General features: G+C 39.4%; 26 protein-coding genes. 16 read left to right on the forward strand and 10 right to left on the reverse strand.

Translation table 11 applies throughout. From position 1 onward, the window contains the following. Positions 1-16: 16 nt before the first annotated feature. Positions 17-2,338, reverse strand: a complete 2,322-nt coding sequence (locus CYAN7822_RS15305) for a transglutaminase TgpA family protein (RefSeq protein ID WP_013323180.1) — start codon at positions 2,336-2,338, stop codon at positions 17-19. Positions 2,339-2,583: 245 nt separating this feature from the next. Between CYAN7822_RS15305 and CYAN7822_RS15310 the strand changes: the two genes are divergently transcribed. Both CYAN7822_RS15310 and CYAN7822_RS15315 read left to right on the forward strand, forming a co-directional pair. Beyond that, complete coding sequence (locus CYAN7822_RS15310; protein WP_013323181.1) at positions 2,584-3,078, forward strand: DUF427 domain-containing protein; 495 nt, start codon at positions 2,584-2,586, stop codon at positions 3,076-3,078. A 52-nt stretch (positions 3,079-3,130) separates the two neighbouring features. Further along, positions 3,131-3,886 (forward strand): Uma2 family endonuclease, encoded by a 756-nt coding sequence (locus tag CYAN7822_RS15315; RefSeq protein ID WP_013323182.1) that lies wholly within the window; start codon positions 3,131-3,133, stop codon positions 3,884-3,886. A 47-nt stretch (positions 3,887-3,933) separates the two neighbouring features. Here CYAN7822_RS15315 and CYAN7822_RS15320 read toward each other — a convergent pair whose 3' ends face one another. Genes CYAN7822_RS15320 through sufR form a run of 3 tightly spaced genes read right to left on the reverse strand, consistent with a single transcriptional unit; the run spans position 3,934 to position 5,130 of the window. Beyond that, on the reverse strand, positions 3,934-4,131 hold the full coding sequence (locus CYAN7822_RS15320) for a heavy-metal-associated domain-containing protein (protein ID WP_013323183.1): 198 nt from the start codon (positions 4,129-4,131) through the stop codon (positions 3,934-3,936). Positions 4,132-4,185: 54 nt separating this feature from the next. Then, the gene (locus CYAN7822_RS15325; RefSeq protein WP_013323184.1) at positions 4,186-4,440 is read right to left on the reverse strand and encodes a hypothetical protein; all 255 of its coding nucleotides are present in this window, start codon (positions 4,438-4,440) and stop codon (positions 4,186-4,188) included. 42 nt (positions 4,441-4,482) lie between these two features. After that, complete coding sequence (gene sufR / locus CYAN7822_RS15330) at positions 4,483-5,130, reverse strand: iron-sulfur cluster biosynthesis transcriptional regulator SufR (RefSeq protein WP_013323185.1); 648 nt, start codon at positions 5,128-5,130, stop codon at positions 4,483-4,485. 337 nt (positions 5,131-5,467) lie between these two features. Here sufR and sufB point away from each other — a divergent pair, with 337 nt between their 5' ends. The 6 genes from sufB to CYAN7822_RS15360 all read left to right on the forward strand — a co-directional run bounded on the left by sufB (position 5,468) and on the right by CYAN7822_RS15360 (position 11,574). Beyond that, the gene (gene sufB, locus CYAN7822_RS15335; RefSeq protein WP_013323186.1) at positions 5,468-6,910 is read left to right on the forward strand and encodes a Fe-S cluster assembly protein SufB; all 1,443 of its coding nucleotides are present in this window, start codon (positions 5,468-5,470) and stop codon (positions 6,908-6,910) included. 145 nt (positions 6,911-7,055) lie between these two features. Next, entirely contained in the window at positions 7,056-7,826 is a 771-nt protein-coding gene (gene sufC, locus CYAN7822_RS15340) for a Fe-S cluster assembly ATPase SufC (protein WP_013323187.1), read from the forward strand. A 31-nt stretch (positions 7,827-7,857) separates the two neighbouring features. Further along, on the forward strand, positions 7,858-9,207 hold the full coding sequence (sufD, locus tag CYAN7822_RS15345) for a Fe-S cluster assembly protein SufD (RefSeq protein ID WP_013323188.1): 1,350 nt from the start codon (positions 7,858-7,860) through the stop codon (positions 9,205-9,207). Positions 9,208-9,333: 126 nt separating this feature from the next. Further along, a complete protein-coding gene (locus CYAN7822_RS15350) occupies positions 9,334-10,596 on the forward strand; it encodes a SufS family cysteine desulfurase (RefSeq protein WP_013323189.1) in 1,263 nt (420 codons plus the stop codon). 129 nt (positions 10,597-10,725) lie between these two features. Next, positions 10,726-11,244, forward strand: coding sequence for a hypothetical protein (locus CYAN7822_RS15355; protein WP_013323190.1), 519 nt, complete (start codon positions 10,726-10,728; stop codon positions 11,242-11,244). A gap of 105 nt (positions 11,245-11,349) precedes the next feature. Continuing rightward, complete coding sequence (locus tag CYAN7822_RS15360) at positions 11,350-11,574, forward strand: hypothetical protein (protein WP_013323191.1); 225 nt, start codon at positions 11,350-11,352, stop codon at positions 11,572-11,574. Between the two features lie 6 nt (positions 11,575-11,580). On the opposite strand, the gene CYAN7822_RS15365 is transcribed toward CYAN7822_RS15360, so the two are convergent. Further along, complete coding sequence (locus CYAN7822_RS15365) at positions 11,581-11,922, reverse strand: hypothetical protein (RefSeq protein ID WP_013323192.1); 342 nt, start codon at positions 11,920-11,922, stop codon at positions 11,581-11,583. A 157-nt stretch (positions 11,923-12,079) separates the two neighbouring features. On the opposite strand from CYAN7822_RS15365, the gene CYAN7822_RS15370 reads away from it, so the two are divergent. Both CYAN7822_RS15370 and CYAN7822_RS15375 read left to right on the forward strand, forming a co-directional pair. Then, a complete protein-coding gene (locus CYAN7822_RS15370) occupies positions 12,080-12,787 on the forward strand; it encodes a DUF433 domain-containing protein (RefSeq protein WP_013323193.1) in 708 nt (235 codons plus the stop codon). After that, on the forward strand, positions 12,784-13,224 hold the full coding sequence (locus CYAN7822_RS15375; RefSeq protein ID WP_013323194.1) for a PIN-like domain-containing protein: 441 nt from the start codon (positions 12,784-12,786) through the stop codon (positions 13,222-13,224). Before CYAN7822_RS15370 ends, CYAN7822_RS15375 begins: the two co-directional genes overlap by 4 nt. On the opposite strand, the gene CYAN7822_RS15380 is transcribed toward CYAN7822_RS15375, so the two are convergent. The 3 genes from CYAN7822_RS15380 to CYAN7822_RS15390 form a co-directional block, all read right to left on the reverse strand. Further along, positions 13,221-14,132, reverse strand: a complete 912-nt coding sequence (locus CYAN7822_RS15380) for a DMT family transporter (protein WP_013323195.1) — start codon at positions 14,130-14,132, stop codon at positions 13,221-13,223. The two genes, CYAN7822_RS15375 and CYAN7822_RS15380, sit on opposite strands and share 4 nt — an antisense overlap. Positions 14,133-14,444: 312 nt before the next feature. Next, positions 14,445-14,564, reverse strand: a complete 120-nt coding sequence (gene psaJ, locus CYAN7822_RS15385) for a photosystem I reaction center subunit IX (RefSeq protein ID WP_013323196.1) — start codon at positions 14,562-14,564, stop codon at positions 14,445-14,447. A gap of 52 nt (positions 14,565-14,616) precedes the next feature. After that, the gene (locus CYAN7822_RS15390) at positions 14,617-15,105 is read right to left on the reverse strand and encodes a photosystem I reaction center protein PsaF subunit III (RefSeq protein WP_013323197.1); all 489 of its coding nucleotides are present in this window, start codon (positions 15,103-15,105) and stop codon (positions 14,617-14,619) included. A gap of 146 nt (positions 15,106-15,251) precedes the next feature. On the opposite strand from CYAN7822_RS15390, the gene tsaD reads away from it, so the two are divergent. The 4 genes from tsaD to CYAN7822_RS15410 all read left to right on the forward strand — a co-directional run bounded on the left by tsaD (position 15,252) and on the right by CYAN7822_RS15410 (position 20,178). Then, the gene (gene tsaD / locus CYAN7822_RS15395) at positions 15,252-16,292 is read left to right on the forward strand and encodes a tRNA (adenosine(37)-N6)-threonylcarbamoyltransferase complex transferase subunit TsaD (protein ID WP_013323198.1); all 1,041 of its coding nucleotides are present in this window, start codon (positions 15,252-15,254) and stop codon (positions 16,290-16,292) included. A gap of 77 nt (positions 16,293-16,369) precedes the next feature. Beyond that, entirely contained in the window at positions 16,370-17,155 is a 786-nt protein-coding gene (locus tag CYAN7822_RS15400) for a hypothetical protein (RefSeq protein WP_013323199.1), read from the forward strand. Positions 17,156-17,335: 180 nt separating this feature from the next. Further along, on the forward strand, positions 17,336-19,126 hold the full coding sequence (locus tag CYAN7822_RS15405; RefSeq protein ID WP_013323200.1) for an MnhB domain-containing protein: 1,791 nt from the start codon (positions 17,336-17,338) through the stop codon (positions 19,124-19,126). A gap of 95 nt (positions 19,127-19,221) precedes the next feature. Beyond that, a complete protein-coding gene (locus CYAN7822_RS15410) occupies positions 19,222-20,178 on the forward strand; it encodes a ribonuclease Z (protein ID WP_041933772.1) in 957 nt (318 codons plus the stop codon). Here the strand turns inward: CYAN7822_RS15410 and CYAN7822_RS15415 are convergent. Together CYAN7822_RS15415 and cobU are read right to left on the reverse strand one after the other, a co-directional pair. Then, the gene (locus CYAN7822_RS15415) at positions 20,126-20,605 is read right to left on the reverse strand and encodes a hypothetical protein (protein ID WP_425365343.1); all 480 of its coding nucleotides are present in this window, start codon (positions 20,603-20,605) and stop codon (positions 20,126-20,128) included. The genes CYAN7822_RS15410 and CYAN7822_RS15415 overlap by 53 nt on opposite strands. A gap of 249 nt (positions 20,606-20,854) precedes the next feature. After that, entirely contained in the window at positions 20,855-21,439 is a 585-nt protein-coding gene (gene cobU / locus CYAN7822_RS15420; RefSeq protein WP_013323203.1) for a bifunctional adenosylcobinamide kinase/adenosylcobinamide-phosphate guanylyltransferase, read from the reverse strand. A 142-nt stretch (positions 21,440-21,581) separates the two neighbouring features. Between cobU and CYAN7822_RS15425 the strand changes: the two genes are divergently transcribed. Then, the gene (locus CYAN7822_RS15425) at positions 21,582-22,526 is read left to right on the forward strand and encodes a glycosyltransferase family 2 protein (RefSeq protein WP_013323204.1); all 945 of its coding nucleotides are present in this window, start codon (positions 21,582-21,584) and stop codon (positions 22,524-22,526) included. Beyond that, positions 22,526-23,119 (forward strand): hormogonium polysaccharide biosynthesis acetyltransferase HpsU, encoded by a 594-nt coding sequence (gene hpsU, locus CYAN7822_RS15430; protein ID WP_013323205.1) that lies wholly within the window; start codon positions 22,526-22,528, stop codon positions 23,117-23,119. The genes CYAN7822_RS15425 and hpsU overlap by 1 nt, the downstream gene beginning before the upstream one ends. Positions 23,120-23,141: the final 22 nt, after the last annotated feature.

Here is a 23,141-nt window from a genome sequence, read left to right on the forward strand (position 1 = left end):
TAGGGGGCAATGTTGTTTAAGTAGCCGTTGTAAATTGAGTGATCATTTTGGTTAAAGTTTTCAACTGCTGTTTATGAAGGCCTACATTGGGGGGTTGCTCTCCGTAGCGCCAACTAACATAAGCTTGAGAAATATCAGCGATAATGGCGGCGCTTTCTTGGGGATGATGTTCAACGGCACTCTTAGCATATTCTATGGGCGTTTGAGCAGGATGTTTAGGATATCCTTGCCTTTTGAGCAGGGCTAACATTTTTTGGTAGATTTGCTCCATAGGAGGCAATTTTGCTAAACGACGACGGTATCCCCATTTTCGTGCTGAATTAAATCCTAACCATCCCAAAAAACCCAAGGCGATAGCCATCATTAAACCCGCTAAAACGCCGATTAAACTACCCGATAGAAATTGCCATAAGCCGCTAAAGAAGTTTAAGAGTACCCCCATGATGCCATTCCAGAGATGATCAACGATCGCTGACACAGGGGAGGGAAGCCAGCCGGCTACCCATTGCCAAATTTGTTTAAGAACGCTGAAGGTTTGCTCCTGTTCGAAAGAAGGGGGAATTATTTCATGTCCTGGAATCGGATCAAAGGAAAACCAACCGAAACCGGCTAGATAAACTTCTGTGAGGGCATAAGCATCGGTATTATACACCAGATAATAGCCGGTCAAGGGGTTAAAGTGCCCAGGCGCAAAACCCACCGCTAACCGGGCCGGTATTCCTAGAGAGCGTAACATAACGGTTAAAACGGTGGAAAAATGATCGGCATAGCCGCCCTTATAATGAAATAGAAAAGCTTGAACTAAATCTTCATCTTCTTTAAAAAATGGCAAATCGGGAATCAGTTCATAATTTTGCTTAAGGGCTTGAGTTAGATAGAGAACTTTTTCATAAACACTCGTTAGCGGCTTAGGAGATTTAGCTAAGAGTTGTTCGGTTCGGGTGTGAACTTTATCAGCAATTTCTGGGGGAATTTGTAAATAGTATTTTCTGATTTGTTTCGGGTAATGTTCTTTGGCTTTTTGTAGTAGTGTGCGATTTCGATAGGGAACTTGGGAAATAATAGTATAAGTTAATCCTTCTGGTAGTAGTCCTGGGGAACGTAGACTTCCTTCTGGGTCAACGGCTATTTCTTTAGCAGGAAAATAGATATATTCAGGATAAGCTAAAGCCGGTATGACATTAGGTAAGGTTGAAGCCATACTGTAGGTTTGAATGATTTCTTTTGTCTCAGTATATATGGGGGGAAGACTAAGAAAATAACGATATTGCCAAAAAGAATCTTGAAGATTTAATAATTGCTTGTGGCGGGAGATTTCCCACCCCTGTCCGGTATAGTGGTCAAATGCCATTACTCGCCAAAATCCGGGGGCTTGTGAACGAACCCGCATGACTAATTCGGGTTTCATGTTGCCTCTGAGATTTTGATTCATTTTGGTATTAAAACCATAGTAAAATGTATCATCAACCTGACCAGAGCCTTCACTGAGGTTGGTTCCTAATCCTGTACCTTTTTGTCCGTCAGCGTTTCCCCCTTTTATATATCCTGGGTTCACTACATCTCGATTTTCTTGGTGAAAAACCTGGTTAGCTAATTCGGCAGGTCCACTCATGGGAAAAGTTTTTAACTGATATCCCTGAAAACGTGGCATGAGTGCAAAAATCATTAATCCTATTAATAAAGAGATTGCCGTAAAGGCACTCAAACGATGCCATGATAAAGGAGAATAACGCTGACTCGAATTGTTCGTAGAGGCTGAAGAAACCGAAGATTTTGCTCGTAAATAATTATCGATGCTTTCTAGTCCCAGACGGGAACGATAATCTAAAATTAAAGTTGGCAGAGCAATACATAAAAATCCCACTAAAGGGAGTGAAAAGGCCAATGTTTGAGAGACGGTTCCGGCTACCCCGATTAAAATTAGTCCGATGACCATTGAATACCCTAAATCTTTGCGCCGAGGTAGGTCAAAACTGTGGATAACTTGTAATTGAATTAATAATTTTGCTAGGGACAGACGAGTATCGTTTAAATTGAGGTTAGATAAAAAATATACTAAGACTGCCAGCATAGCTATCGCTAGGAAAAATTTCATGGCGATGTTGCGTTCTTTGCGGCGATACCAACTCCAAGTTGCCCCGGCAATACTTAAAGGAATTGCCCAATAACTCATCTGGGTTTGGGCAGCTACATCAGTAGCGATAATACCGATAATCACTAGAGTTTGTACTAAAATTCTCAGTAAGATAGATTCCTCGGTTTTGGGTAGAGGGCTAACTTGAATACGTTGCTGAATTTGTTGCCAAGGGGAAAGGATTTGAGGTTTACTGCTTACCATAGGTGTGCTGATTCATAGGTCACTGTCTTAAAATGACCTGGCAAAAGAGATGATTAATTTTTTCCTACCGACTCATCAGCCCTTAGCTAGTTACTATTATATTTTATTTGTTTGTTGATGTCTGCTGGTTTATTGCATCAGCTATTCTCAACCCAACGAGAAATTAGGCCTCGCCCTCCCACAACTTCTAAGCGAAACGCTATATGATGTTATTAAATCCTAAAATTATCAAAGAAGCGAGTTAAATGAAACCTGTCCCTATTACTCCTAAACCGGGTCAAGAGTCCGTGTGGGATTATCCGCGTCCCCCTCGTCTTGAAGATGTCAGTAAGCAAATTCGTGTGATTTTTAATGGGATTATTTTGGCAGAAACACGACGAGCAAAACGAGTTTTAGAAACTAGCCATCCGCCGGTTTATTATCTACCTGGAGAAGATATTAAGTTAGAATATTTAGTAGAAACAACTCAAAAAAGTTGGTGTGAGTGGAAAGGAAGATGTCTTTATTATGATGTTATTGTAGGGGATAAAAAAGCTAAAGCGGCGGCTTGGCGTTATCCTCAGCCGGTTGCTGAGTTTGCGGGTATTGAGAATTCTTATGCTTTTTATCCAGCCGCGATGGATGCTTGTTATGTTGATGATGAGTTAGTCAAGCCGCAGCCCGGGAATTTTTATGGGGGTTGGGTAACGTCGGATATTGTTGGGCCTTTTAAAGGAGAACCTGGCACAATGGGATGGTAAAGAAGAGGGTATACGAGGAAGAGAAAAACTAATAACTAATGACTAATAGCTAATGACTAATAACACCATTACTAAACTAGAAATTTCTTGGGAAAAATTACCGGATGATTTTGTTTTACCTGACGATCCAGTGGATAATATATTACAACCTGCTTTAGCGGCTGCTTTAACAGAAAGTCTTAATATTAGCGGCAGACTATCTGAAAAGACTTTAACTCCTACTAATTATGGAATTTGTGCCACTGTCAACCGTAAGATAGTGGTCAAAGCGCCGGACTGGGCATATATTGCGGCTATTGATGTGCCTAAAGATGATGTTAGAAGGAGTTATACCCCCCGACTTCAAGGAGATATGCCGCTTATTGTGATGGAGTTTCTCTCAGATACAGAGGGGGGTGAATATTCGACTAAACCTACTTATCCGCCGGGTAAATGGTTCTTTTATGAACAAGTTTTGCAGGTTCCTAATTATGTTATTTTTGAACCGCTTACTGGGACTATAGAGGTTTATCGGTTAGATAATGCGGGGCGCTATCAGTTACAACCGGCTGATGAGAATGGACGTTATTTGATCCCACAAATGAATCTATTTTTGGGGGTTTGGCAAGGTACTCGAGAAAACCTGACCTGCTATTGGTTACGCTGGTGGGATGAACAGGGCGAGTTACTTTTGTGGGGTTCGGAGTTGGTTACTCAAGAACGTCAAAGGGCCGAAACCGAACGTCAAAGGGCCGAAACCGAACGTCAAAGGGCCGAACGTTTGTTAGAACAACTTCGGGCGGCTGGTATTGAACCAGACTTAAAATAACTTAACAGTTAACAGTTAAGAGTAATGATTTCTTAGCTGTTGACTGTTTATTGTTCTACGGTATGACCGGCATCTTCTATGACTTGCTTGATAGAATTTTCTGATGCGTCTGTTTCAACGGTAACAATTTTCTTAGCGACATCCACGTTAACATTAGCTTGTGAATATTGATTGTGTATCGCTTTGGTAATCGTTTTAGCGCAAGCGTCACAAGCAATAGTAGGAACTTTTAGTTGAATAGTCATTGTTCGCTCATGAACAAAAGTTTAGAAGAGAATAAGTTTACTGTTTGAGATGCTTTACCATTTTAAAACGGCTGCATCAGTTCCTTGTTCTCTTCTAATTTTACCATCTTTTTCAAACCAATCAATAACCTGTTGATGAGTTATTTCTTCTAGCGGCACGCCTCTATCTTGAGCAATAATTTTTAAGAGTCTAAGGGAGGATATTGTTAAGCGAGTTAAAAATTTTTCGGGTGATGTGAGTAAAGCTTTGTCTACATCAGCAGATTCTTCCGGGGTTAAAAATTGCGCGGGAGATTGTGATTCAATCATTTTTTATTTTGGCTGTTTGTTATTAGGAATTTTGGGCAGAATTTATCGAGGTTGAATTAGATAACCACAACGATGTTCTCCATTGTTGATCCAGTGGGTGCGTTCTATAATACAGTCAGGGAGAACGGCTGAAAACATTTCTAATTCATGTCCGCATACACTGGGATAAGATTCTGCCACTTCTGATATAGCACAATTATGTTCAGCTAAAATATATCCGGGTTGGCGACCCTGATGATTTTCTATTAGCAGTAATTCGGCCATGTAGCCTTCTTCTTGCCGCAGTTGAACTAATTTATTTACTCTTTCTTTTATAGAACCTATACCAAGGCGATCACGGTATTCAGCCGCTTTTCTTTGCCATTGTTTACGCAAAACTTCGCCGACTTGTTTTTCTCCCACTGTTTCGATGAGGGTATCCAAGAAGGAAACGGCAAATTCTCCATAGCGGTGAGGATATTTTTCGCGGCCTTGACGACTTAAGCAATAGACATATTGGGGCCGTCCCATGCCGCTTTGTACAGCTTTATGTTCGATCAGTTCGTCGGTTTCTAAGTCTTTTAGATGACGGCGAATTGCTTGGGGACTTATATCTAGGGTTCCTGCTAAGGTTTGTGCGGTGGCTTGACCGTACTTTAAGAGATAGTTAAGAATATCTTGTTTTGTAGAAGTAGGCTGAGTGGTAGTCATATTTCCCTGTCTGGGGATTAGCTCAACTTTGACAACAGTTATGTTGTTTATCTATTGTAATTCAGATTTGCCGGGAAATGCACTTAAGCGGGAAAACCCTACAGCTTACGGGTGTGTTAACAAAGCGTAACGCACTGTCAGGAGTTTGAATAAATGTTATTACTGTAGGGTATCAAGACAGCAAGTTCTACTTTGACAACATCAATGTTGCTAAAGTAGTGTAGAATAGACTTATACAACAAACTTGTTGTTTAAGTCGAACCTGTACCGAACTCCTCTGCCATCCTTGAGGCTTTGTTACCGTTAAACCCGTATTGTAGAGAGAACACTAATATCAATGAGTGCGACAACAGTTAAAACTCTAGTCAACCAACCATATAAATACGGTTTTGTTACCGATATTGAGTCGGAAACCGTACCGCGTGGACTCAATGAGGACATTATTCGCTTAATTTCGGCCAAAAAAAATGAACCAGAATTTATGCTAGAGTTTCGTCTCAAAGCCTATCGGCAATGGCAGAAGATGACGGAACCGACTTGGCCTCATGTCGACTATCCCCCGATAGACTATCAGAATATTATCTACTACTCTGCGCCAAAACAAAAGAAGGCAAAACTCGAGAGTCTTGAAGAAGTTGACCCGGCTTTATTAGAAACCTTTGAGAAATTGGGCATACCGCTATCCGAACAAAAACGCCTCAGTAATGTGGCGGTAGATGCTATTTTTGACAGTGTTTCCATTGCCACTACCTTTAAAGAAAAATTAGCCAAAGAAGGCGTTATTTTCTGTTCCATTTCTGAAGCGCTACAAGAACATCCCGAATTAGTACAAAAATATTTAGGCAGCGTTGTTCCGGTTAATGATAACTATTTTGCTGCCCTCAACTCAGCAGTATTTAGTGATGGGTCTTTCGTCTTCATCCCCAAAGGGGTAAAATGCCCGATGGAATTGTCTACTTATTTCCGGATTAATAACGGAGATACAGGACAATTTGAGCGTACTTTAATTGTGGCAGAAGAAGGCGCTTCTGTGAGTTATCTAGAAGGTTGTACCGCCCCGATGTATGATACTAACCAACTTCATGCGGCGGTGGTAGAATTAGTCGCCCTCGATAATGCCGATATTAAATACTCTACCGTGCAAAACTGGTTTGCCGGAGATGCCAACGGGAAAGGCGGCATTTTTAACTTTGTCACCAAACGCGGCTTATGTAAAGGCGTAAATTCTAAGATTTCTTGGACTCAGGTAGAAACCGGTTCAGCTATTACTTGGAAATATCCCAGTTGTGTGTTAGTTGGGGACAATTCTGTGGGAGAATTTTATTCTATTGCTCTCACGAATAATAAACAACAAGCTGATACGGGGACAAAAATGATCCACGTTGGCAAAAACACTCGCAGCACCATTATTTCTAAAGGAATTTCGGCCGGCAATTCTAAGAATAGCTACCGAGGTTTAGTGAAGATGGGGCCCGGAGCAAAAGGCGCTAGAAATTATTCTCAATGTGATTCAATGTTGATTGGGGATAATGCCGAAGCGAATACTTTCCCCTACATTCAAGTTGATAATAATACCGCTAAGGTAGAACATGAAGCCTCTACTTCTAAAATAGGGGAAGATCAACTTTTCTATTTTGCTCAACGGGGGATTTCTGAAGAAGACGCAATTTCGATGCTGGTTAGCGGCTTCTGTAAGGATGTTTTAAGCGCCTTACCGATGGAATTTGCGGCTGAAGCGGATAAGCTGTTAAGTCTGAAATTGGAAGGAACTGTAGGTTAGTTATTAGTCATTAGTCAATCGTCATTAGTTCTTAGTGAAAAACCAGAAATAATTAGACTGAATCTAGCTAGTGGAATAACTAATGAGCAATGACACCCGACTAATGACTAATCAAGAATGAGTAATCAATACTGGGAAATAAAAAATGAGTGACGTAATTTTATCTGTAAGAAATTTAACGGCAAATGTTGACGGAAAGCCGATTCTCAAAGGAGTTAATTTAGAAATAAAAGCCGGTGAAGTTCACGCCATTATGGGCAGAAATGGCTCAGGAAAAAGTACCTTTTCTAAAGTATTAACGGGTCATCCTGAATATGAAGTAACTGGCGGAGAAATTTTCTATAAAGGAGAAAATTTATTAGAAAAAGAACCCGAAAAACGGGCATTAGAAGGAATATTTTTAGCCTTTCAATATCCTTTAGAGATTCCGGGAGTAAGTAATTTAGATTTCTTGAGAGTGGCTTATAATGCTCGTCAGAAACATTTAGGATTAGAAGAAATTGATACCTTTGATTTTGAAGACTTAGTACAAGAAAAACTCGACATTGTTAAAATGAATCCTAGCTTCTTAGAAAGAAGTCTCAATGAAGGGTTTTCTGGCGGCGAGAAAAAACGCAATGAAATCTTACAAATGGCATTACTAGACCCTACATTAGCCATTTTAGATGAAATTGATTCGGGCTTAGATATTGATGCTCTAAAAATCGTGGCCAATGGGGTTAACCAACTGGCTAAACCCGATAACGCTTTTCTTTTAATTACCCACTATCAACGCTTACTCAATTATATAGAACCGGATTTTGTTCATGTTATGTACGATGGACGAATAGTTAAGAGCGGCACAAAAGAATTAGCCTTAGAATTAGAAGCACAAGGTTATGATTTTCTTGATGAAAAAGTTCTAACGGAAGTTTAGGGAATCCAAAATTAATTAGTAGGAAGTTGTAATGAGTACATCAGTAATAATTAAATCAGACATCGGAGGCATTGAGCAGGATACTTATTTAGATAGGTTACTGCAACAATCTGAGGAAAAAATAGCAGTCATTGAAGCAGAATTTCTTCAACAAATACGTCAACAAGCTACCGCAACTGTAGGTCAATTAGCCTTACCGACTAAAAAAGATGAAGAATGGCGTTTTACTGATATATCGGAGTTACAACAGCAAAATTTTTCGGCGGCTACCCCTGTAAATTTAACAGCCGACTCCATTAAATCTTTTATTCTGCCCGAAACTGCCAACAGTATTCTCGTTTTTGTGAACGGGTTTTATGCCCCAGAATTATCTAATCTTTCGGCTTTACCCGAAGGCGTAAAAGTGGGAAACTTAGCCAGTATCCCAACCGAAAAAATTTCCGTATATTTAGGAAAACAAAACGAACAAACCGAAATCTTTAGCGCCCTCAATACCGCCGGATTAACCGATGTAGCGGTGGTGTGGACAGAGGCAGGAGTAACAGTAGATAGTTCTATTCAGTTATTATTTTTAACCGTAAAGACAGAAACCCCCATTTTTACTCAACCAAGAGTTTTAGTAGTGGCCGAAAAACACTCAAGCCTACAAATCATCGAAGATTATCGTGTCATTACCAACAGTTGTTCTCATTTATCAGACAATACCTACTTTACCAACTCAGTAACCGAAATTTGGCTAGAAGAAAACGCCCAAGTTAATCATAGCCGTATTCAACGAGAAGCCGGTAAAAGTTTTCATATTGCCAAAAGTACCATCGCCCAAAAACGAGACAGTAATTACACGATAAATGAGATAAATTTTGGCGGCAAACTTTATCGCCATAACCTAGAAATCTTTCAACAAGGAGAACAAACCCAAACCACGCTGAATGGGTTAACGATAATTGGAGATAAGCAGGTTTCAGATACCCATAGTGCCGTTTATCTTAATCATCCTTATGGGACAACTAATCAACTCCATAAATGTATTATTGATCATAGTGCCCATGCTATCTTTAACGGCAAAGTTTTTGTGCCTAAACCCGCCCAAATGACGAATGCTGCCCAACTTAACCGCAACTTATTAATATCCCCCAAAGCTAGAGTAAATACGAAGCCAGAATTACAAATAACCGCCGATAATGTTAAATGTTCTCACGGGGCAACCGTTAGTCAGTTAGAAGCAGATGAACTGTTTTATCTGCGTAGTCGCGGCTTAACGGAAGAAGATGCCCGCCACTTGTTAATTGATGCCTTTGCAGCAGATATCATAGATAGAATTCCTGTCCATTCTTTACGTCAACGGTTATCTCAGTGTGTTACCTGTCGTACCGTTGACTAAAAATAGTCATTAGTCCTTAGTTTTTAGTAAATAATAAACTTTACTCAATCAACAAGTATTATAACTGACATAAAACTATTGACTAATGACCAATGACTAATAACCACTGACTCATGACGAAGAACAATGACTGCCATCAAAGAAAACATACTCGCCGCTAAAGTTCGTTCTGACTTCCCTATCTTGCAGCAAGAAGTCAACGGTAAACCTTTAATTTATTTAGATAGTGCCGCTACTTCTCAAAAACCTCAAGCCGTATTAGACACGCTGCGCCATTATTATAACCATGATAATGCCAATGTTCACCGGGGCGCTCATACTTTAAGTGTTCGCGCTACAGAAGCTTACGAAGCCGCCAGAGATAAGGTAGCTAAATTCGTTAACGCCCAATATCGAGAAGAAATCATCTTTACCCGCAACGCCACAGAAGCCATTAACCTTGTGGCTTACAGTTGGGCATTAACCAATTTAAAGCCCGGAGATGAAATTATCTCTACCGTGATGGAACATCATAGTAATTTTGTTCCTTGGCAAATTATGGCGGCTAAGACAGGGGCAGTCATTAAATATGTGGGACTGACTGAAAATGAAGAGTTTGACTTAGAACAGTATAAAACATTGTTGTCAGAGCGAACCAAATTAGTCGCGGTGGTTCATGTTTCTAACACCTTGGGCTGTATTAACCCTGTAGAAACCATTATTTCTTTGGCACATGAAGTGGGTGCAAAAGTGTTAATTGATGGTTGTCAGAGTGTGCCGCATAAGTCTATTGATGTGCAAAAAATAGACTGTGACTGGTTAGTGGCCAGTGGTCATAAAATGTGTGCCCCTACTGGTATAGGTTTCTTATATGGTAAACGTTCGCTTCTCGAAGAAATGCCGCCGTTTATGGGCGGTGGGGAAATGATTTCTGAGGTATTTTTCGAAGGTTTTACCACTGGAGAATTGCCGCATAAATTTGAAGCCGGAACGCCGGCTATTGCTGAAGCTATTGCCCTGGGTGCGGCGGTAGATTATTTATCCGCAGTAGGCATGGATAATATCCGCGCTTATGAAGAAGAATTAACGGCTTATTTATTTAAAAAATTAGCAACTATTCCTAACCTGAAAATATACGGCCCTAAACCCACAGCCGAAGGAAAAGGAAGGGCTGCTTTAGCATCTTTTAATGTAGAAGGTATTCATGCCAGTGATTTATCGACGTTGTTAGACCATGAAGGGATAGCGATACGTTCAGGACATCATTGTACTCAACCTCTGCATCGGTTATTTAATGCTTCTGGTAGCGCTAGGGCGAGTTTGTATTTTTATAATACTCGTGAGGAAATTGATGTTTTTATTAAGGTGCTGAAAGAGACTATTGATTTCTTTAATAGTGTTATGGAGTAAGGAAAGTTTTTCGAGAGAGTTTATTTATAATTAGCTCTCTCCCTTGGATTTTTTAGGAATTTTTAAAATTATGACATTCGGGATCAACAAATTAACTGCATTAATTGATCATTTAGTAAAGACAAGAATATGGATTTTTATATTAGGTATAAGCTTTGTTCTTGTTTTTTTTTATTTTTAACTATTATTCCGAATATTGTTGGAGGTCAATTATTAGATTCTCAATTTTTATATTCACCTGATTTTGCTTATCAAACTATTAATAATTATCCCCAAAAAGGTCGTGAATTTTATGCTAAAGAAACAGTAACTATTGATTTTATATTTCCGATTATTTATTCATTATTATTTGCTTCTATTTTGCGTTTATTGCTCAAGAGTAGATCAGTTAGTCGGAAACAAGTTACTGACCCCAGTCAAGTTTATTGGTCTAATTTTTATTTTTTTCCTTTTGTGGTGATGGTCTTTGATTTGCTGGAAAATCTGAGTATTTTTACGATGTTAAAACTCTATCCAAAAAAACTTGAAATTTTAGCACAATGTGCGAGTTTTTTTACATCAGTAAAATTAATTTTGTTTATTTTTACATTAGGCTCTATATTAGGTCTTTGGCTCTGTTTATTAGTTCATAACACAGACAGTACATAGACATAAGTTATGAAATGCTCTTAGTTTTTCTTTTAGAATGTCAGTCTTGCAATAAAATTCACTTCATCGTTACACTGTTAACTAGCACCCTTAGTAATAAACATTATGCCAAGACCCGGCGGCAACCCTGCCCTTAGTGAATATCAATTTGAGCGAAAATACAGCCGCTCTGAAAGCTGTACCGAAAAGATGACGATTAGACTCCCTCCTTCCCTCAAAGCCGACATTAAAGCGGGTTGGCTCTCAGATTGGCAAGAAGTGGCCCGAATTGCTCTAGAAGAAGCGATCGCTAAAAAGAAAGCCCAAGCGGCTCAAAATCCGACTGATTAAAAATAGCTATGGGTTTTGATTGTTCCCGAGTTGACGAATCAGAAAGCGTACTTCTTCCAACAGTGTATTAAAACGTTGATCATTTTCCAGTTTATATTGCCGCAACTCTTGCAAAAGTGTATTAAAACGTTGGTCATTTTCCAGCTTATATTGCCGCAATTCTTCTAAAAGTGTATTAAAACGTTGATCATTGTCAAGTTTATATTGACGAGATTCCTCAGCCCGTTCCCGATCCCGCTCTAAAAAAGCATTCACAGCACCTACTAGCAGATCCACATTGTGTGTTGTTTGTTCTACAGTATCCGCAAGTTCATCTAACCTTTCATCATTCCATCGCTCAGTTGCCATTAAGATTTTCTCCGGCTTAACAATTTCTTGATTATAGCATGACGGTCATGTTATTTTAAAAAAATTAACTTTTCTGACTTCTAATGCAGAATTGGGTAAGTTCTGAATTTGATGCAAATGTTCGTATAATTGAGACAAAGAAAATCAAAGTATATCCATGAATGACCTGTACGGAGGAAAAGACCCTAGGGATATGCCCAACTACTCCATCGGCGATGCGGCTCGTTATTTACGCATTCCACAGGCAACTATTCGCTCATGGACTGTAGGGCGATACTACCCCACTACCGAGGGTTCAAAATTCTTTCAACCCTTAATTTCTATTCCTAAAAATAAGCCTCGACTGCTTTCCTTTACTAATCTGATTGAAGTCCATGTTTTAAGAGCAATTCGTACAGAGCATGAAATTCTATTAGATAAAGTACGATCTGCCCTTGACTTTATTGATGAGCAGTTTAAAATTCCTCATCCCCTAGCACAAGAGCGTTTTCGTACTGATGGAGTAGACTTATTTATCGAAAAATATGGTTCTCTCATTAATGCTTCTACAAAAGAAATGATAGAACTTGAAAAATCCCTCGATACTCATCTAAAACGTATAGAAACTGATGAAAAAGGATTAGGAATTAAATTATATCCTTTTACTCGTTCTCCCGAAGAAGATAATCCTCGTATTCTCGTGTTTGATCCTCGAATTGCCTTTGGCCGTTTAGTGATCGATGGAACTGGTATTCCTACAAGTAATTTAGCAGAACGTTATCGTGCTGGTGATTCTATTGAGGATCTGGCGTATGATTATGACTGCGATAGTCGCTCGATTAAAGAAGCGATTGATTATGAACTTCAACTGCCTGCTGCTGCATGAAAGAAGAAAAACAGATCACCTTTTTTATTGATCGATGTTTAGGAAAAAAGCACATTGCAGAAGCACTTCGTAAAGCCGGCATTACCGTTGAAATTCATGATGATCATTTTGAAAATAATGCTCAAGATGTTGAATGGTTACCTGAAGTAGGAAAAAAAGGGTGGGTAGTCCTGACGAAAGATGCCAAGATTGGCAAAAATAACACAGAACAATTGGCAGTTGCTTATGCTGGTATAAAAATGTTTGCCCTAGCGTCGCAAAACTTATCGGGGCCGGATATGGCTCAAATATTTTTAGCAACAATCGTCAAAATGCAAGAATTTGTCCGCCAAAATCCCGCCCCATTTATTGCTAAAGTATACCGTGATGGACGTATTGATATGTATAAAGATGCCGAAAAACTCAAAGAGAAAATGCTTAAAGAAGACTCTTATTAAGCAAATAAAATCGCAATTCCAGCAAGGGCAATTAAAACCCCAACCAATGCCCTCAAAGTAATTTTATCTCCCATCCAAGCCGCCAAGGGTAAAACAAATAACGGACTCGTAGAAGTCAGAGTTTGTGCAATCCCCGTAGGCGCAAACTTTAAAGACATTTGTTGTAACCAAATTCCTAAAAAGGTACTTCCAAAAGCCGTTAAAGCAATAATCCCTATCAAGCGAAAAGACCAAGCTATCTGAGCAGTTTTATCTCGGGTTTGAGGACGAATTAACAATAGGAAAAAAGCGATGAGTGTACCTGCAATTAGCCGAATCAGGGTACTCCATAAAGGGGTAATGTCTGATTGTACCAAAGCCAAACGCGACAAAACTGCCCCAATTGCTTGACCCATAGCGGCTAAACCTGCCCAAATTATCCCCCTAAACGGATGAGGACTACTCACCACCGTTGCCGGTGTGCGTTCACTAATCACCCAAGCTATCCCTAATAGGGTTAATAAAATACCACACCAATCAGCAAAGCTTAGAGACTCTCCTAAAAAAACCAAAGCTAAAATAGCCGCCAAAGGAGGCGCTAAGGTTTCGATTAATAGGGTTCTTCTAGCTCCTAAAGAATTAAGTGCCGTAAAATAGGCAGTATCTCCTAAACCAATGCCAATAACACCACTAATGAAGAGAATACTAACCGGCATCAGAGGAAGGCTAGGAAAGGGTTGACGGGTTAACACTAAAGTAAGACTGATAAAAGAGATCGCCATCACCCCTTTAGCAAAATTCAGCAGGAGGGGGGGAATGGTTCGTCCGAGGACGACAAAAACAACCGATGTAGCAGCCCATAAAAAAGCCGCACTTAAAGCCGCTATTTCTCCTTTATATTGATCAATGGGGAATTCCATCACAGTCATGAGAGGGGTTAGGGGAAGATAAAAAACAAACGATGTTTATCTTAACCCATTGGTTATTATTGATCACGGTTCCCAATCAATCATGATAGTAAGTGCTTTAATTTTCTTGATTTCCACCAATCGAAAGCGTAATTCAAAAAGCGCAAAATATTAAATTTTTTTGGTCATATAATGTTTTATCCATCAGAGTGATTAGGGGGTGATAAAAAACCAACAATGTTTAATTTTAACTGATTGCTTATTATTCATCACCGTCCTAATCACTAATTCTTATCCTTTTGAGTCGATGGCTATTAGACCCATCCTACTGTTTTATCCTAAAGGATAGAACAAAAGATCGGGATAAAAACGGTTAATTTCAATTAAAAGTCCGGCTGTAAAGGTCAACAAAGCCATCAGTAAAACCGGTGCAGAAGATAAAAATTTAGCCATGAATAGTTCTCCAAACAACAAATTTCAACAAGTAGTTACTAAATCCTCGATCTTAGCGAGGAGAAACAGGTACATCTTTGACAACCAATTTGCCAGAAGTATATTCTCCTAACGCTGCCAAAGGCCAAGCCGCAGCCGCAAGCATTTTGCTAATGGCTAAAGGAACATCAATGATAATTTCCTTCAATTCTGGATCTTTACCTTTTTGAATCTCAATTAGGTAAGAACGTCCAGCCCAACCGATCCAACCAGCGATATAAAGGAATAAAACGCTAGGAACAAGGAAATCACCAGCATGAGTCAAACGACCATCAACAATTAAATGAGGATATCCGTTCTCATCGCAGAGGGCTTCAGCATAACGTTCAGCCCGCTTTTGACCGGATTGAGGATCAGCAGTGGTATTGCGGAAAGACTTTGCTTTGGTCTGAAAAGTGGCAGATTCACTACAGGGGGTTAAATTAGCAAAATCTGCTGACGCTGGCGGCGCAAAAGTGAACCAAACGCTTAAAACCAAAATAAGAGCCAAAAATCGTCGCATAAATTGTTTCCTTTTGTTACAAAAAGTTAAGTTTTTTGTCCAGAAAGGGAGGACTTAGTGGTACACCGATGCAATATTACTCTGACAGGTTGCCCGAGTAAAGTTTACATTACAAAAAGTAGTCTTTTGAATCAAACTAGCAGAGAATGGCAACGATCTTATCAATTGAAACAAGTTGTGACGAAACGGCGGTTGCAATCGTAAACAATCGTAACATTTATAGCAATATTGTCGCCTCTCAAATTGACCTGCATCGAACTTATGGCGGGGTTGTTCCAGAGGTAGCATCCCGTCAACATCTAGAAACCATTAATCTTTGTATTGAACAGGCATTATCAGAAGCCGCCTTAGACTGGGAGCAAATTGATGCGATCGCGGCAACAGTAGCACCGGGTTTAGTGGGGGCGTTAATGGTGGGGGTAAGTGCCGCCAAAACCCTAGCCATTTTATATCAAAAACCTTTTCTAGGGGTTCATCATCTCGAAGGACATATTTATGCCTCTTACCTCAGTGAAGCCCAATTACAGCCGCCTTTTTTATGTTTATTGGTATCTGGAGGACATACCAGTCTAATCTATGTCAAAGATTGTGGAGTCTATGAAATGTTAGGTACTACGCGAGATGACGCAGCCGGAGAAGCTTTTGATAAAGTGGCGCGGCAACTAAAATTAAGTTATCCAGGTGGACCCATTATTGATCGCATGGCCCAGACTGGCAATAGTCAAGCCTTTGCTTTACCAGAGGGTAGAGTTTCCTTACCCACAGGCGGATATCACCCCTATGATTCAAGTTTTAGCGGCTTAAAAACTGCTGTATTGCGCTTAGTTCAAAAATTAGAACAAGAAAATCAATCTTTGCCCATTAATGATTTAGCCGCCAGTTTTCAGGATACGGTGGCGCGTTCTTTGACTAAAAGAACCATTGCCTGTGCGTTAGACTATGGGTTAAATACTATTGCTGTCGGTGGAGGAGTCGGCGCGAACAGTGGCTTAAGAAAACATCTAACCGCCGCCGCAACTGAACATAATCTGACGGTCTATTTTCCCCCTCTAAAACTCTGTACCGATAATGCGGCTATGATTGGTTGTGCGGCAGCCGATCATTTTAACCGAGGACATATTTCTCCCCTATCTTTGGGTGTTCAATCTCGTTTAGCCATTACTGATGTTATGAAGCTTTATGAGTGAGGAATAATCGAACCTTTACCGAAGAACCAGATAGGGATTAAAAATGCAAATTGTTGAACTAATAAGGAATTAAGTTCATGTTTTTTATCCAGATTTTTCTGCAAGTAAGTTGGCTTATGGCTGATGCGTTTCAAGGAATGACTCAAAAATTTGATTGGGATAAATATATTCAGGATGCTGTCCAATCGACCCAAAATACTCTCGATAGTTTTCGCTCTCATGCCGGACAGACTCTAGACGATTTTTTGTCAAATCCTCAAAATTACCTGAGAGACTTTACCGCCGAAAACTTTCCGGATTTAGGGTCAAAGTTATCCCCCATTACCACAACGCTCACCGACTGGAAAATTTCTATAAGCCAGAAGTTAGAGCAAATTTTATCCAACTATTCAGCCGGTTATATTAACGATTTAGCCCAGAAAAGTCGAATTTTTCTCGAAGATAAATTATCGAGAACTCAAGAGGTTTTGAGTCAATGGAAAACTCATTTAGATCAGGCTTTAAATCCCCTTTTATCAAATCCGCAGCCAACCTTAGATCATTTCGTGAGGGAAATTTCCAATTTTTTAGAGCCAAAGTTAGAGCAAATTAAGTCTTTAATCAGTGATTTTTGGCAATCAGCTAGTCAAGGGATTTTAGAGAACTTGGGTAACCCTAATAACTGGAATGGAGAGACTATAGGTAGAGCCGTTGAAAATGTCTTTTCAAGTATAACTAAGTCAATCTTTTTTATCGTAGAACAATCCATCAAAGGAATTTGGCAAGGGGTTTCTGCTTCTGTCCATGATATTTGGGGAATTATAGCTCTGTTAGTGATTGGACTGTTTATTATTATGATTTTGCGCTGGCAATTTGTTCGCTAATACCTGTAAGCGGCTCTATTCCCCCTTTATCCCCCAAGAGAAAATCTCTGTTATCACGAGCCGGTATGAGCCGCTAATTTAGCCTTGAGAGCGTCAAATTTAAAATCTTTCTCAACAAGTGCAACTATCCCGGGTTCAAATTCGTCTTAGCTGACTGTTCAAATATCATTAAAAGTTTTGATGCCCGATTTTAAGTTATTATTGAAGACGAAAATTACCCAACAGTTTTCGACCAACTCATCTCTAAGCTTTGCTAAAAAATATCACACTTTCTGGCTTTACTTGAGTCTATTTTTTTCGGCTTTTTATAGCCATTTTGCTTTACAAGAAGCTTTTTCCCAAAAATATATTATTCAAGATGATGCTCGTCAACATGTATTTTGGATGGCGCGATTTGTTGACGCAGAATTGTTTCCCAAGGATATTATTGCTGATTACTTTCAAGAATCGGCTCCCATCGGCTATACAAAACTCTATCAATTTTTTGCTCTTTTAGGAATAGACCCCATTCTTTTACATAAATTATTACCGTTCGTTTTAGGACTAATTGCAACTCTTTATATATTTCGGCTAACCCTAGAAATTTTACCCTTACCTTTTGCAGGATTTTCTGCCGCTATTTTCCTTAATCAAAGTTTGTGGACAAGAGATGATTTAGTATCGGCGACACCAGCCGCTTTTGCCGTTCCTTTCTTATGTTGTTTCCTCTATTATTACATCAAAGAAAAAAAATTACAGACTCTTTTTTGTATGGGGCTGCTGGGCTTGTTTTATCCTCAGTGTTTACTTTTAGCGGCTGGATTAGTTGGGCTTCGTTTATTTCGTTTTGGCCAAAGAAAACTTTATTTATCAACTGAAAAGGATGATTATGTATGGATATTGTCTGCGGGTTTAGTTACTTTAATTGTTCTGCTACCTTATCTAATTTATCCGTCTCCTTTTGGAGAAGTTATTACCAAAGTTGAAGCGAAAAAACTACCGGTCTTTAGTTCTAAAGGTTGGTCGGCTTTTTTCAATCCTGAACCGATGCAATACTGGTTTTGTGGGAAACGTAGTGGTTTTATCCCTACCGACTGGTGTCGCCTTTATAGACGAGGTTTTGAATTATTACCTCCTCAAGTCTTTTTATGTTTTCTTCTCCCTGTGGTGCTGCAATTTTTTAAAAAACTCTCTTTTTCCTTAGAATTTTATCCCCAAAAAGGATTATTGATTAGAAATTTTGCCTTGATTTCTTTGGGGTTCTTTTTGCTGGCTCATGCTGTAGCTTTTAAGCTTCATTTGCCCAATCGTTATACAGAACATAGCTTTAAAATAATTTTTGCTGTCGGTGCGGCTATATCTCTAGCCATAGGATTAATAACACTCTTGCACCAACGGTCAGTATTAACTCATAAATTAATCACAACAACTTTTTTATTATTAATTATTATTTACCTGCCGGTAGGCTACCCAATGTTACTGAATGCAAGCGGCTATACTTTTCCTTCAAGTGATTATATCGAGGGAAAATATCCTGAGCTTTATGACTTTCTTAAAAAACAGCAAAAAGATAGTTTAGTTGCTTCTCTAGTTCCTGAAGCCAACAATTTACCCAGTTTTACGCACCGTTCTATTTTAGTGGGAGGAAGTGGGTATGCTCTCCCCTATCATCCAGAATTTTTTGCCGAAATGGAAAAACGAACCATAGCATTAATTCAAGCTCAGTATAGTAGCGATTTTGAAGAGGTATCTAATTTTATCAATCAATATGGGATCGATTTTTGGTTAGTGGATAAATCAGCCTTCACTGAAGAGTATATACAACAAGATGAATGGTTAAAGGCATTTGCTCATCATATTAATCCCCAAGAACTCCTAAATTATAAAAAAACTGCAATTGTGGGAAAATCTCTGGAGAGTTGCGGCGTGATACAAAAAGAGTCGCTAGTATTAATCGATGTCAAATGTCTTATGAGAGTCAATCAATCTTAAGAAAATATTTGCTCAAGGTATTTGAAAACGACTATTTATCCTAAATTCCCTTTATGTGTCAGGATAGGAAAAGGGAAAAAAGGATGTCAACAGTAGTGGAAATTACATTTTTAGGAACCAGTTCAGGAGTTCCAACCCGATCTCGGAACGTATCTAGTGTAGCTTTGCGGCTTCCCCAACGAGGAGAAGTCTGGTTATTTGACTGTGGAGAAGGAACTCAACATCAACTGTTACGCAGCGAGATCAAAACCTCTCAACTGCGACGCATTTTTATCACTCATCTACACGGCGATCATATTTTTGGTTTAATGGGATTACTGGCTAGTTGTGGATTAGCGGGTACTGCTCAACCGGTTGATCTTTATGGTCCAACAGGATTAAAAGACTATATCCAAGCTTGTTCTAAATATTCCTATACTCATTTTGGCAACCGGGTACAGGTTCATACGGTGCAACCGGGTGTAGTCTATGAGGACGAAGAATATACCGTTAGTTGTGGGTTACTAAAGCATCGTATCCCCGCCTATGGCTATCGAATTGCAGAAAAAGACCGGCCAGGACGGTTTAATGTGGAAAAAGCCAAAGCGCTTGGCATTCCTCCGGGGCGAATTTATGGACAACTCAAAAACGGAGAAACGGTTACTTTAGCTGATGGGAGAATTATTCGAGGACAAGATTTATGTGGTCCCACTGAAAGCGGCCGTAAATTGGTCTATTGTACTGACACCGTTTTTTGTGAGAGTGCCGTAGAAATTGCCCAAGAAGCAGATGTTTTAATTCACGAAGCAACCTTTGCTCATCAAGATGCTCAACTGGCTTTTGAACGTCTTCATTCTACCTCGACGATGGCGGCTCAGGTGGCTTTAGCCGCAGGAGTCAAACTTTTAATCATGACTCATTTTAGTCCTCGTTATGCTCCCGGTAATGAATTAGATGTTAATAATTTACTAGAAGAAGCGCGTGCAATTTTTCCTAACACTAAATTAGCTTATGATTTTTTCAGTTACGAGATTCCTCGCCATCGTAGCGATCAATTGGCTGAGATTTCTTAGGAATAATTTTATATTCTCTTTTTTGCAAACGTTGAGTCAGGTTATTTAAACGCTCCCTTGTATCCACAGGCGAACGAGGGAGAGGCAGTTCTGTATTAGGCCAAAGTGGAATATCGCTACAGGGACATTCTGGACAAGGTTGTCCCAACTGACGAACCGGAACCGGCATTTGGCATCTGGCACAGTCAATAATTTCCCAAGCCGGACTGAGCAATTGTTGAATTGTTTGATTAGTTCCTTCTAAATAACAATCTCCGCTTTTAGGATCAATTAAACGTTCCCAACAGTTTTCAAACTCCGAAGAGTAGCTATTTTCAGAAAAAATTGGCTTGGGAAGCAATTGTTCTCGTCCATTACGGAGTAAAACTTTTTTGCCTAGTTGAAACCAATAGGCAAGATAGAGTTTTACTTGTTGTTCTGTTGCCATACTCATATATATATTGCTGTTCGAGTTGTACTATTTTTAAGTCCTATTTTTATACTAACGTGAAGCAGATGTTATCGTTTCTTAAAATAAGATTAGCCTAGCCGTATTACTGGTAATATATACTTAAAAAAAAACTCAGGTGTACAGATAGCCAAAATTTCTGCGCTAAAATCCTGAAAGTCGCTACAAATAGCTAATCTGAATTGATCAAAGCTGTTTTTTAAGCTTTCTTTAACTCATCAGATTAATTTAAGCAATAAAATCATCACTTTGTTGATTTTTTATTAAAGGTTGTCCTAATTGAGACAAGTTGAGAACATGACCTCCCGTAACCAAATAGACAACATCTGCTATAATTCCAATCTGTCTAATCAAATGACCAAGGCGATCACGAAAAAGCCGCCCCACAGGATAAGCAGGCACAACTCCCCAGCCAGTCTCTTCTGCCACTAAAATCACCTCTACCTGAGATTGTTGTAAACTGGTCAGTAACTCAAGGGAGATCTGTTGCCAACTCGCACCATCTTCATTTAAACAATTGCTAACCCAAGTTCCCAAAGAATCTACGATCAAACAATGCGGCGCTTTAGCTTGGGCGATGGTGGTGGCTAATTCTAGAGGAATTTCTTTTGTTTGCCAATGGGTAGGCCGTCTTAGACGATGCTGGTTAAGCCGCGCTTCCCATTCTAGATCAGTGGAGTCTCGATAAGCAGTGGCTATATAAGTGACGGGATCATTCTTCAGTGCGGCTAATTGTTCGGCCCATTCGCTTTTACCTGAACGAGCAGCACCAGTTACGAGAATAATTTTTCTTCGGGAAATTTGCTGATTCATAAACTCTATAGAGTATAGTAAAATCGAGACAACAGATCAACGATCACCTTGATTTTTTTGGACTAAACCTCGTGATCGTCTTGGAAACGAGCCTAAACTAGGATTATCAGCCAAGTAATTTAATAATAATGGTCCTTCAACTATGTCTATTGAATTAAATAAAATTCCCGTATCCGTAATTATACCGGCAAAAAATGAAGAATTAAATTTGCCTGCCTGTTTAGAAAGTGTTGCTCGAGCCGATGAAATATTTGTTGTAGATTCTCAAAGCAGCGATCACAGTGGAGAAATTACTCGCCATTATGGAGCTAATCTTGTCCAATTTTATTTTAATGGAGGTTGGCCAAAAAAGAAAAATTGGTCATTAGAAAATCTGCCCCTACGCAATGAATGGATTTTAATAGTAGACTGTGATGAACGCATTCCTTCAGAACTCTGGGATGAGATAGCTATAGCCATACAAAATCCTGAGTACAATGGTTACTATCTCAATCGAAAAGTCTTTTTTCTCGGTAAATGGATACGTTACGGGGGAAAATATCCCGATTGGAATTTAAGACTATTTAAACACAAGTTAGGACGTTACGAAAATTTAAAAACCGAAGACATTCCCAATACCGGCGATAACGAAGTTCATGAACACGTGATTTTACAAGGCAAAGTGGGCTATCTCAAAAATGATATGCTACACATTGATTTTCGGGATATTTATCATTGGTTAGAAAGACATAACCGTTACTCTAACTGGGAAGCCAGAGTTTATTATAATCTTTTAAGCGGACAAGGAAATGAGGGAACAATTGGCTCAAATCTGTTTGGAGATGCTGTACAGCGTAAACGTTTTTTAAAGAAAATTTGGGTGCGTCTTCCGTTTAAACCTTTGTTACGTTTTATCCTATTTTATATTATTCGCCTGGGTTTCTTAGATGGCAAAGCCGGCTATATTTATGCACGTTTATTAAGTCAATATGAATATCAAATCGGAGTAAAATTATACGAGTTACGAAATTTTGGAGGTGCTTTAAATATTGCTAATTTGTCTCAGTCTGCCCCCGTTCAAGCTAAATCTGAAGTCTTAACCCGCTAATGGAATTTAATACTGATCTTCCTCCGATTTTAAACGCCCAACCTTTGGTAGATTTGCGGAAATACGACCAAGCCGGGTTTGATCGCGGTCGTCCGGGATGGTTGATTTTAATCTGGTGGTTGGTGCAGGCGATGGTTTTTCCTCTGAGTCTTCACAATTTAAACGCTATACGCTGCTGGATGTTGCGGCTATTCGGTGCAAAAATTGGTAAGGGAGTAATTATTCGTCCCACCGCCCGCTTTACTTATCCCTGGAAAGTAGAAATCGGAGACAACTGTTGGATTGGGGATGATGTGGTAATTTATAGTTTGGATTGGATTAAAATTGGAACTCAAGCTGTAATTTCCCAAAAATGTTACTTATGTACTGGCAGCCATGATATAGAAGATGAAGCCTTTAGACTGATGACAGCACCCATTAATATTGGCAATGGGGCTTGGATAGCGACAGATTGTTTTATTGCACCTGGCGTTAATATAGGAGCTAATGCTGTTATCGGGGCTAGAAGTAGCGTTTTTAGTAATATCCCTTCCCAACAAGTGGCTTGGGGAACTCCTTGCCGCCCAAGATATGAACGTCAGATGAGAAAATAATGATCAATATTGTTTCGAGTTC

The sequence above is a fragment of the Gloeothece verrucosa PCC 7822 genome (genome assembly GCF_000147335.1).
GTDB lineage: Bacteria > Cyanobacteriota > Cyanobacteriia > Cyanobacteriales > Microcystaceae > Gloeothece > Gloeothece verrucosa.

Coding starts and splice junctions, on each gene's coding strand:
- CYAN7822_RS15305 (WP_013323180.1), bottom strand. CDS start 2,338: ATGGTAAGCAGTAAACCTCAAATCCTTTCCCCTTGGCAACAAATTCAG.
- CYAN7822_RS15310 (WP_013323181.1), top strand. CDS start 2,584: ATGAAACCTGTCCCTATTACTCCTAAACCGGGTCAAGAGTCCGTGTGG.
- CYAN7822_RS15315 (WP_013323182.1), top strand. CDS start 3,131: ATGACTAATAACACCATTACTAAACTAGAAATTTCTTGGGAAAAATTA.
- CYAN7822_RS15320 (WP_013323183.1), bottom strand. CDS start 4,131: ATGACTATTCAACTAAAAGTTCCTACTATTGCTTGTGACGCTTGCGCT.
- CYAN7822_RS15325 (WP_013323184.1), bottom strand. CDS start 4,440: ATGATTGAATCACAATCTCCCGCGCAATTTTTAACCCCGGAAGAATCT.
- sufR (WP_013323185.1), bottom strand. CDS start 5,130: ATGACTACCACTCAGCCTACTTCTACAAAACAAGATATTCTTAACTAT.
- sufB (WP_013323186.1), top strand. CDS start 5,468: ATGAGTGCGACAACAGTTAAAACTCTAGTCAACCAACCATATAAATAC.
- sufC (WP_013323187.1), top strand. CDS start 7,056: ATGAGTGACGTAATTTTATCTGTAAGAAATTTAACGGCAAATGTTGAC.
- sufD (WP_013323188.1), top strand. CDS start 7,858: ATGAGTACATCAGTAATAATTAAATCAGACATCGGAGGCATTGAGCAG.
- CYAN7822_RS15350 (WP_013323189.1), top strand. CDS start 9,334: ATGACTGCCATCAAAGAAAACATACTCGCCGCTAAAGTTCGTTCTGAC.
- CYAN7822_RS15355 (WP_013323190.1), top strand. CDS start 10,726: ATGGATTTTTATATTAGGTATAAGCTTTGTTCTTGTTTTTTTTTATTT.
- CYAN7822_RS15360 (WP_013323191.1), top strand. CDS start 11,350: ATGCCAAGACCCGGCGGCAACCCTGCCCTTAGTGAATATCAATTTGAG.
- CYAN7822_RS15365 (WP_013323192.1), bottom strand. CDS start 11,922: ATGGCAACTGAGCGATGGAATGATGAAAGGTTAGATGAACTTGCGGAT.
- CYAN7822_RS15370 (WP_013323193.1), top strand. CDS start 12,080: ATGAATGACCTGTACGGAGGAAAAGACCCTAGGGATATGCCCAACTAC.
- CYAN7822_RS15375 (WP_013323194.1), top strand. CDS start 12,784: ATGAAAGAAGAAAAACAGATCACCTTTTTTATTGATCGATGTTTAGGA.
- CYAN7822_RS15380 (WP_013323195.1), bottom strand. CDS start 14,132: ATGACTGTGATGGAATTCCCCATTGATCAATATAAAGGAGAAATAGCG.
- psaJ (WP_013323196.1), bottom strand. CDS start 14,564: ATGGCTAAATTTTTATCTTCTGCACCGGTTTTACTGATGGCTTTGTTG.
- CYAN7822_RS15390 (WP_013323197.1), bottom strand. CDS start 15,105: ATGCGACGATTTTTGGCTCTTATTTTGGTTTTAAGCGTTTGGTTCACT.
- tsaD (WP_013323198.1), top strand. CDS start 15,252: ATGGCAACGATCTTATCAATTGAAACAAGTTGTGACGAAACGGCGGTT.
- CYAN7822_RS15400 (WP_013323199.1), top strand. CDS start 16,370: ATGTTTTTTATCCAGATTTTTCTGCAAGTAAGTTGGCTTATGGCTGAT.
- CYAN7822_RS15405 (WP_013323200.1), top strand. CDS start 17,336: ATGCCCGATTTTAAGTTATTATTGAAGACGAAAATTACCCAACAGTTT.
- CYAN7822_RS15415 (WP_425365343.1), bottom strand. CDS start 20,605: ATGGCAACAGAACAACAAGTAAAACTCTATCTTGCCTATTGGTTTCAA.
- cobU (WP_013323203.1), bottom strand. CDS start 21,439: ATGAATCAGCAAATTTCCCGAAGAAAAATTATTCTCGTAACTGGTGCT.
- CYAN7822_RS15425 (WP_013323204.1), top strand. CDS start 21,582: ATGTCTATTGAATTAAATAAAATTCCCGTATCCGTAATTATACCGGCA.
- hpsU (WP_013323205.1), top strand. CDS start 22,526: ATGGAATTTAATACTGATCTTCCTCCGATTTTAAACGCCCAACCTTTG.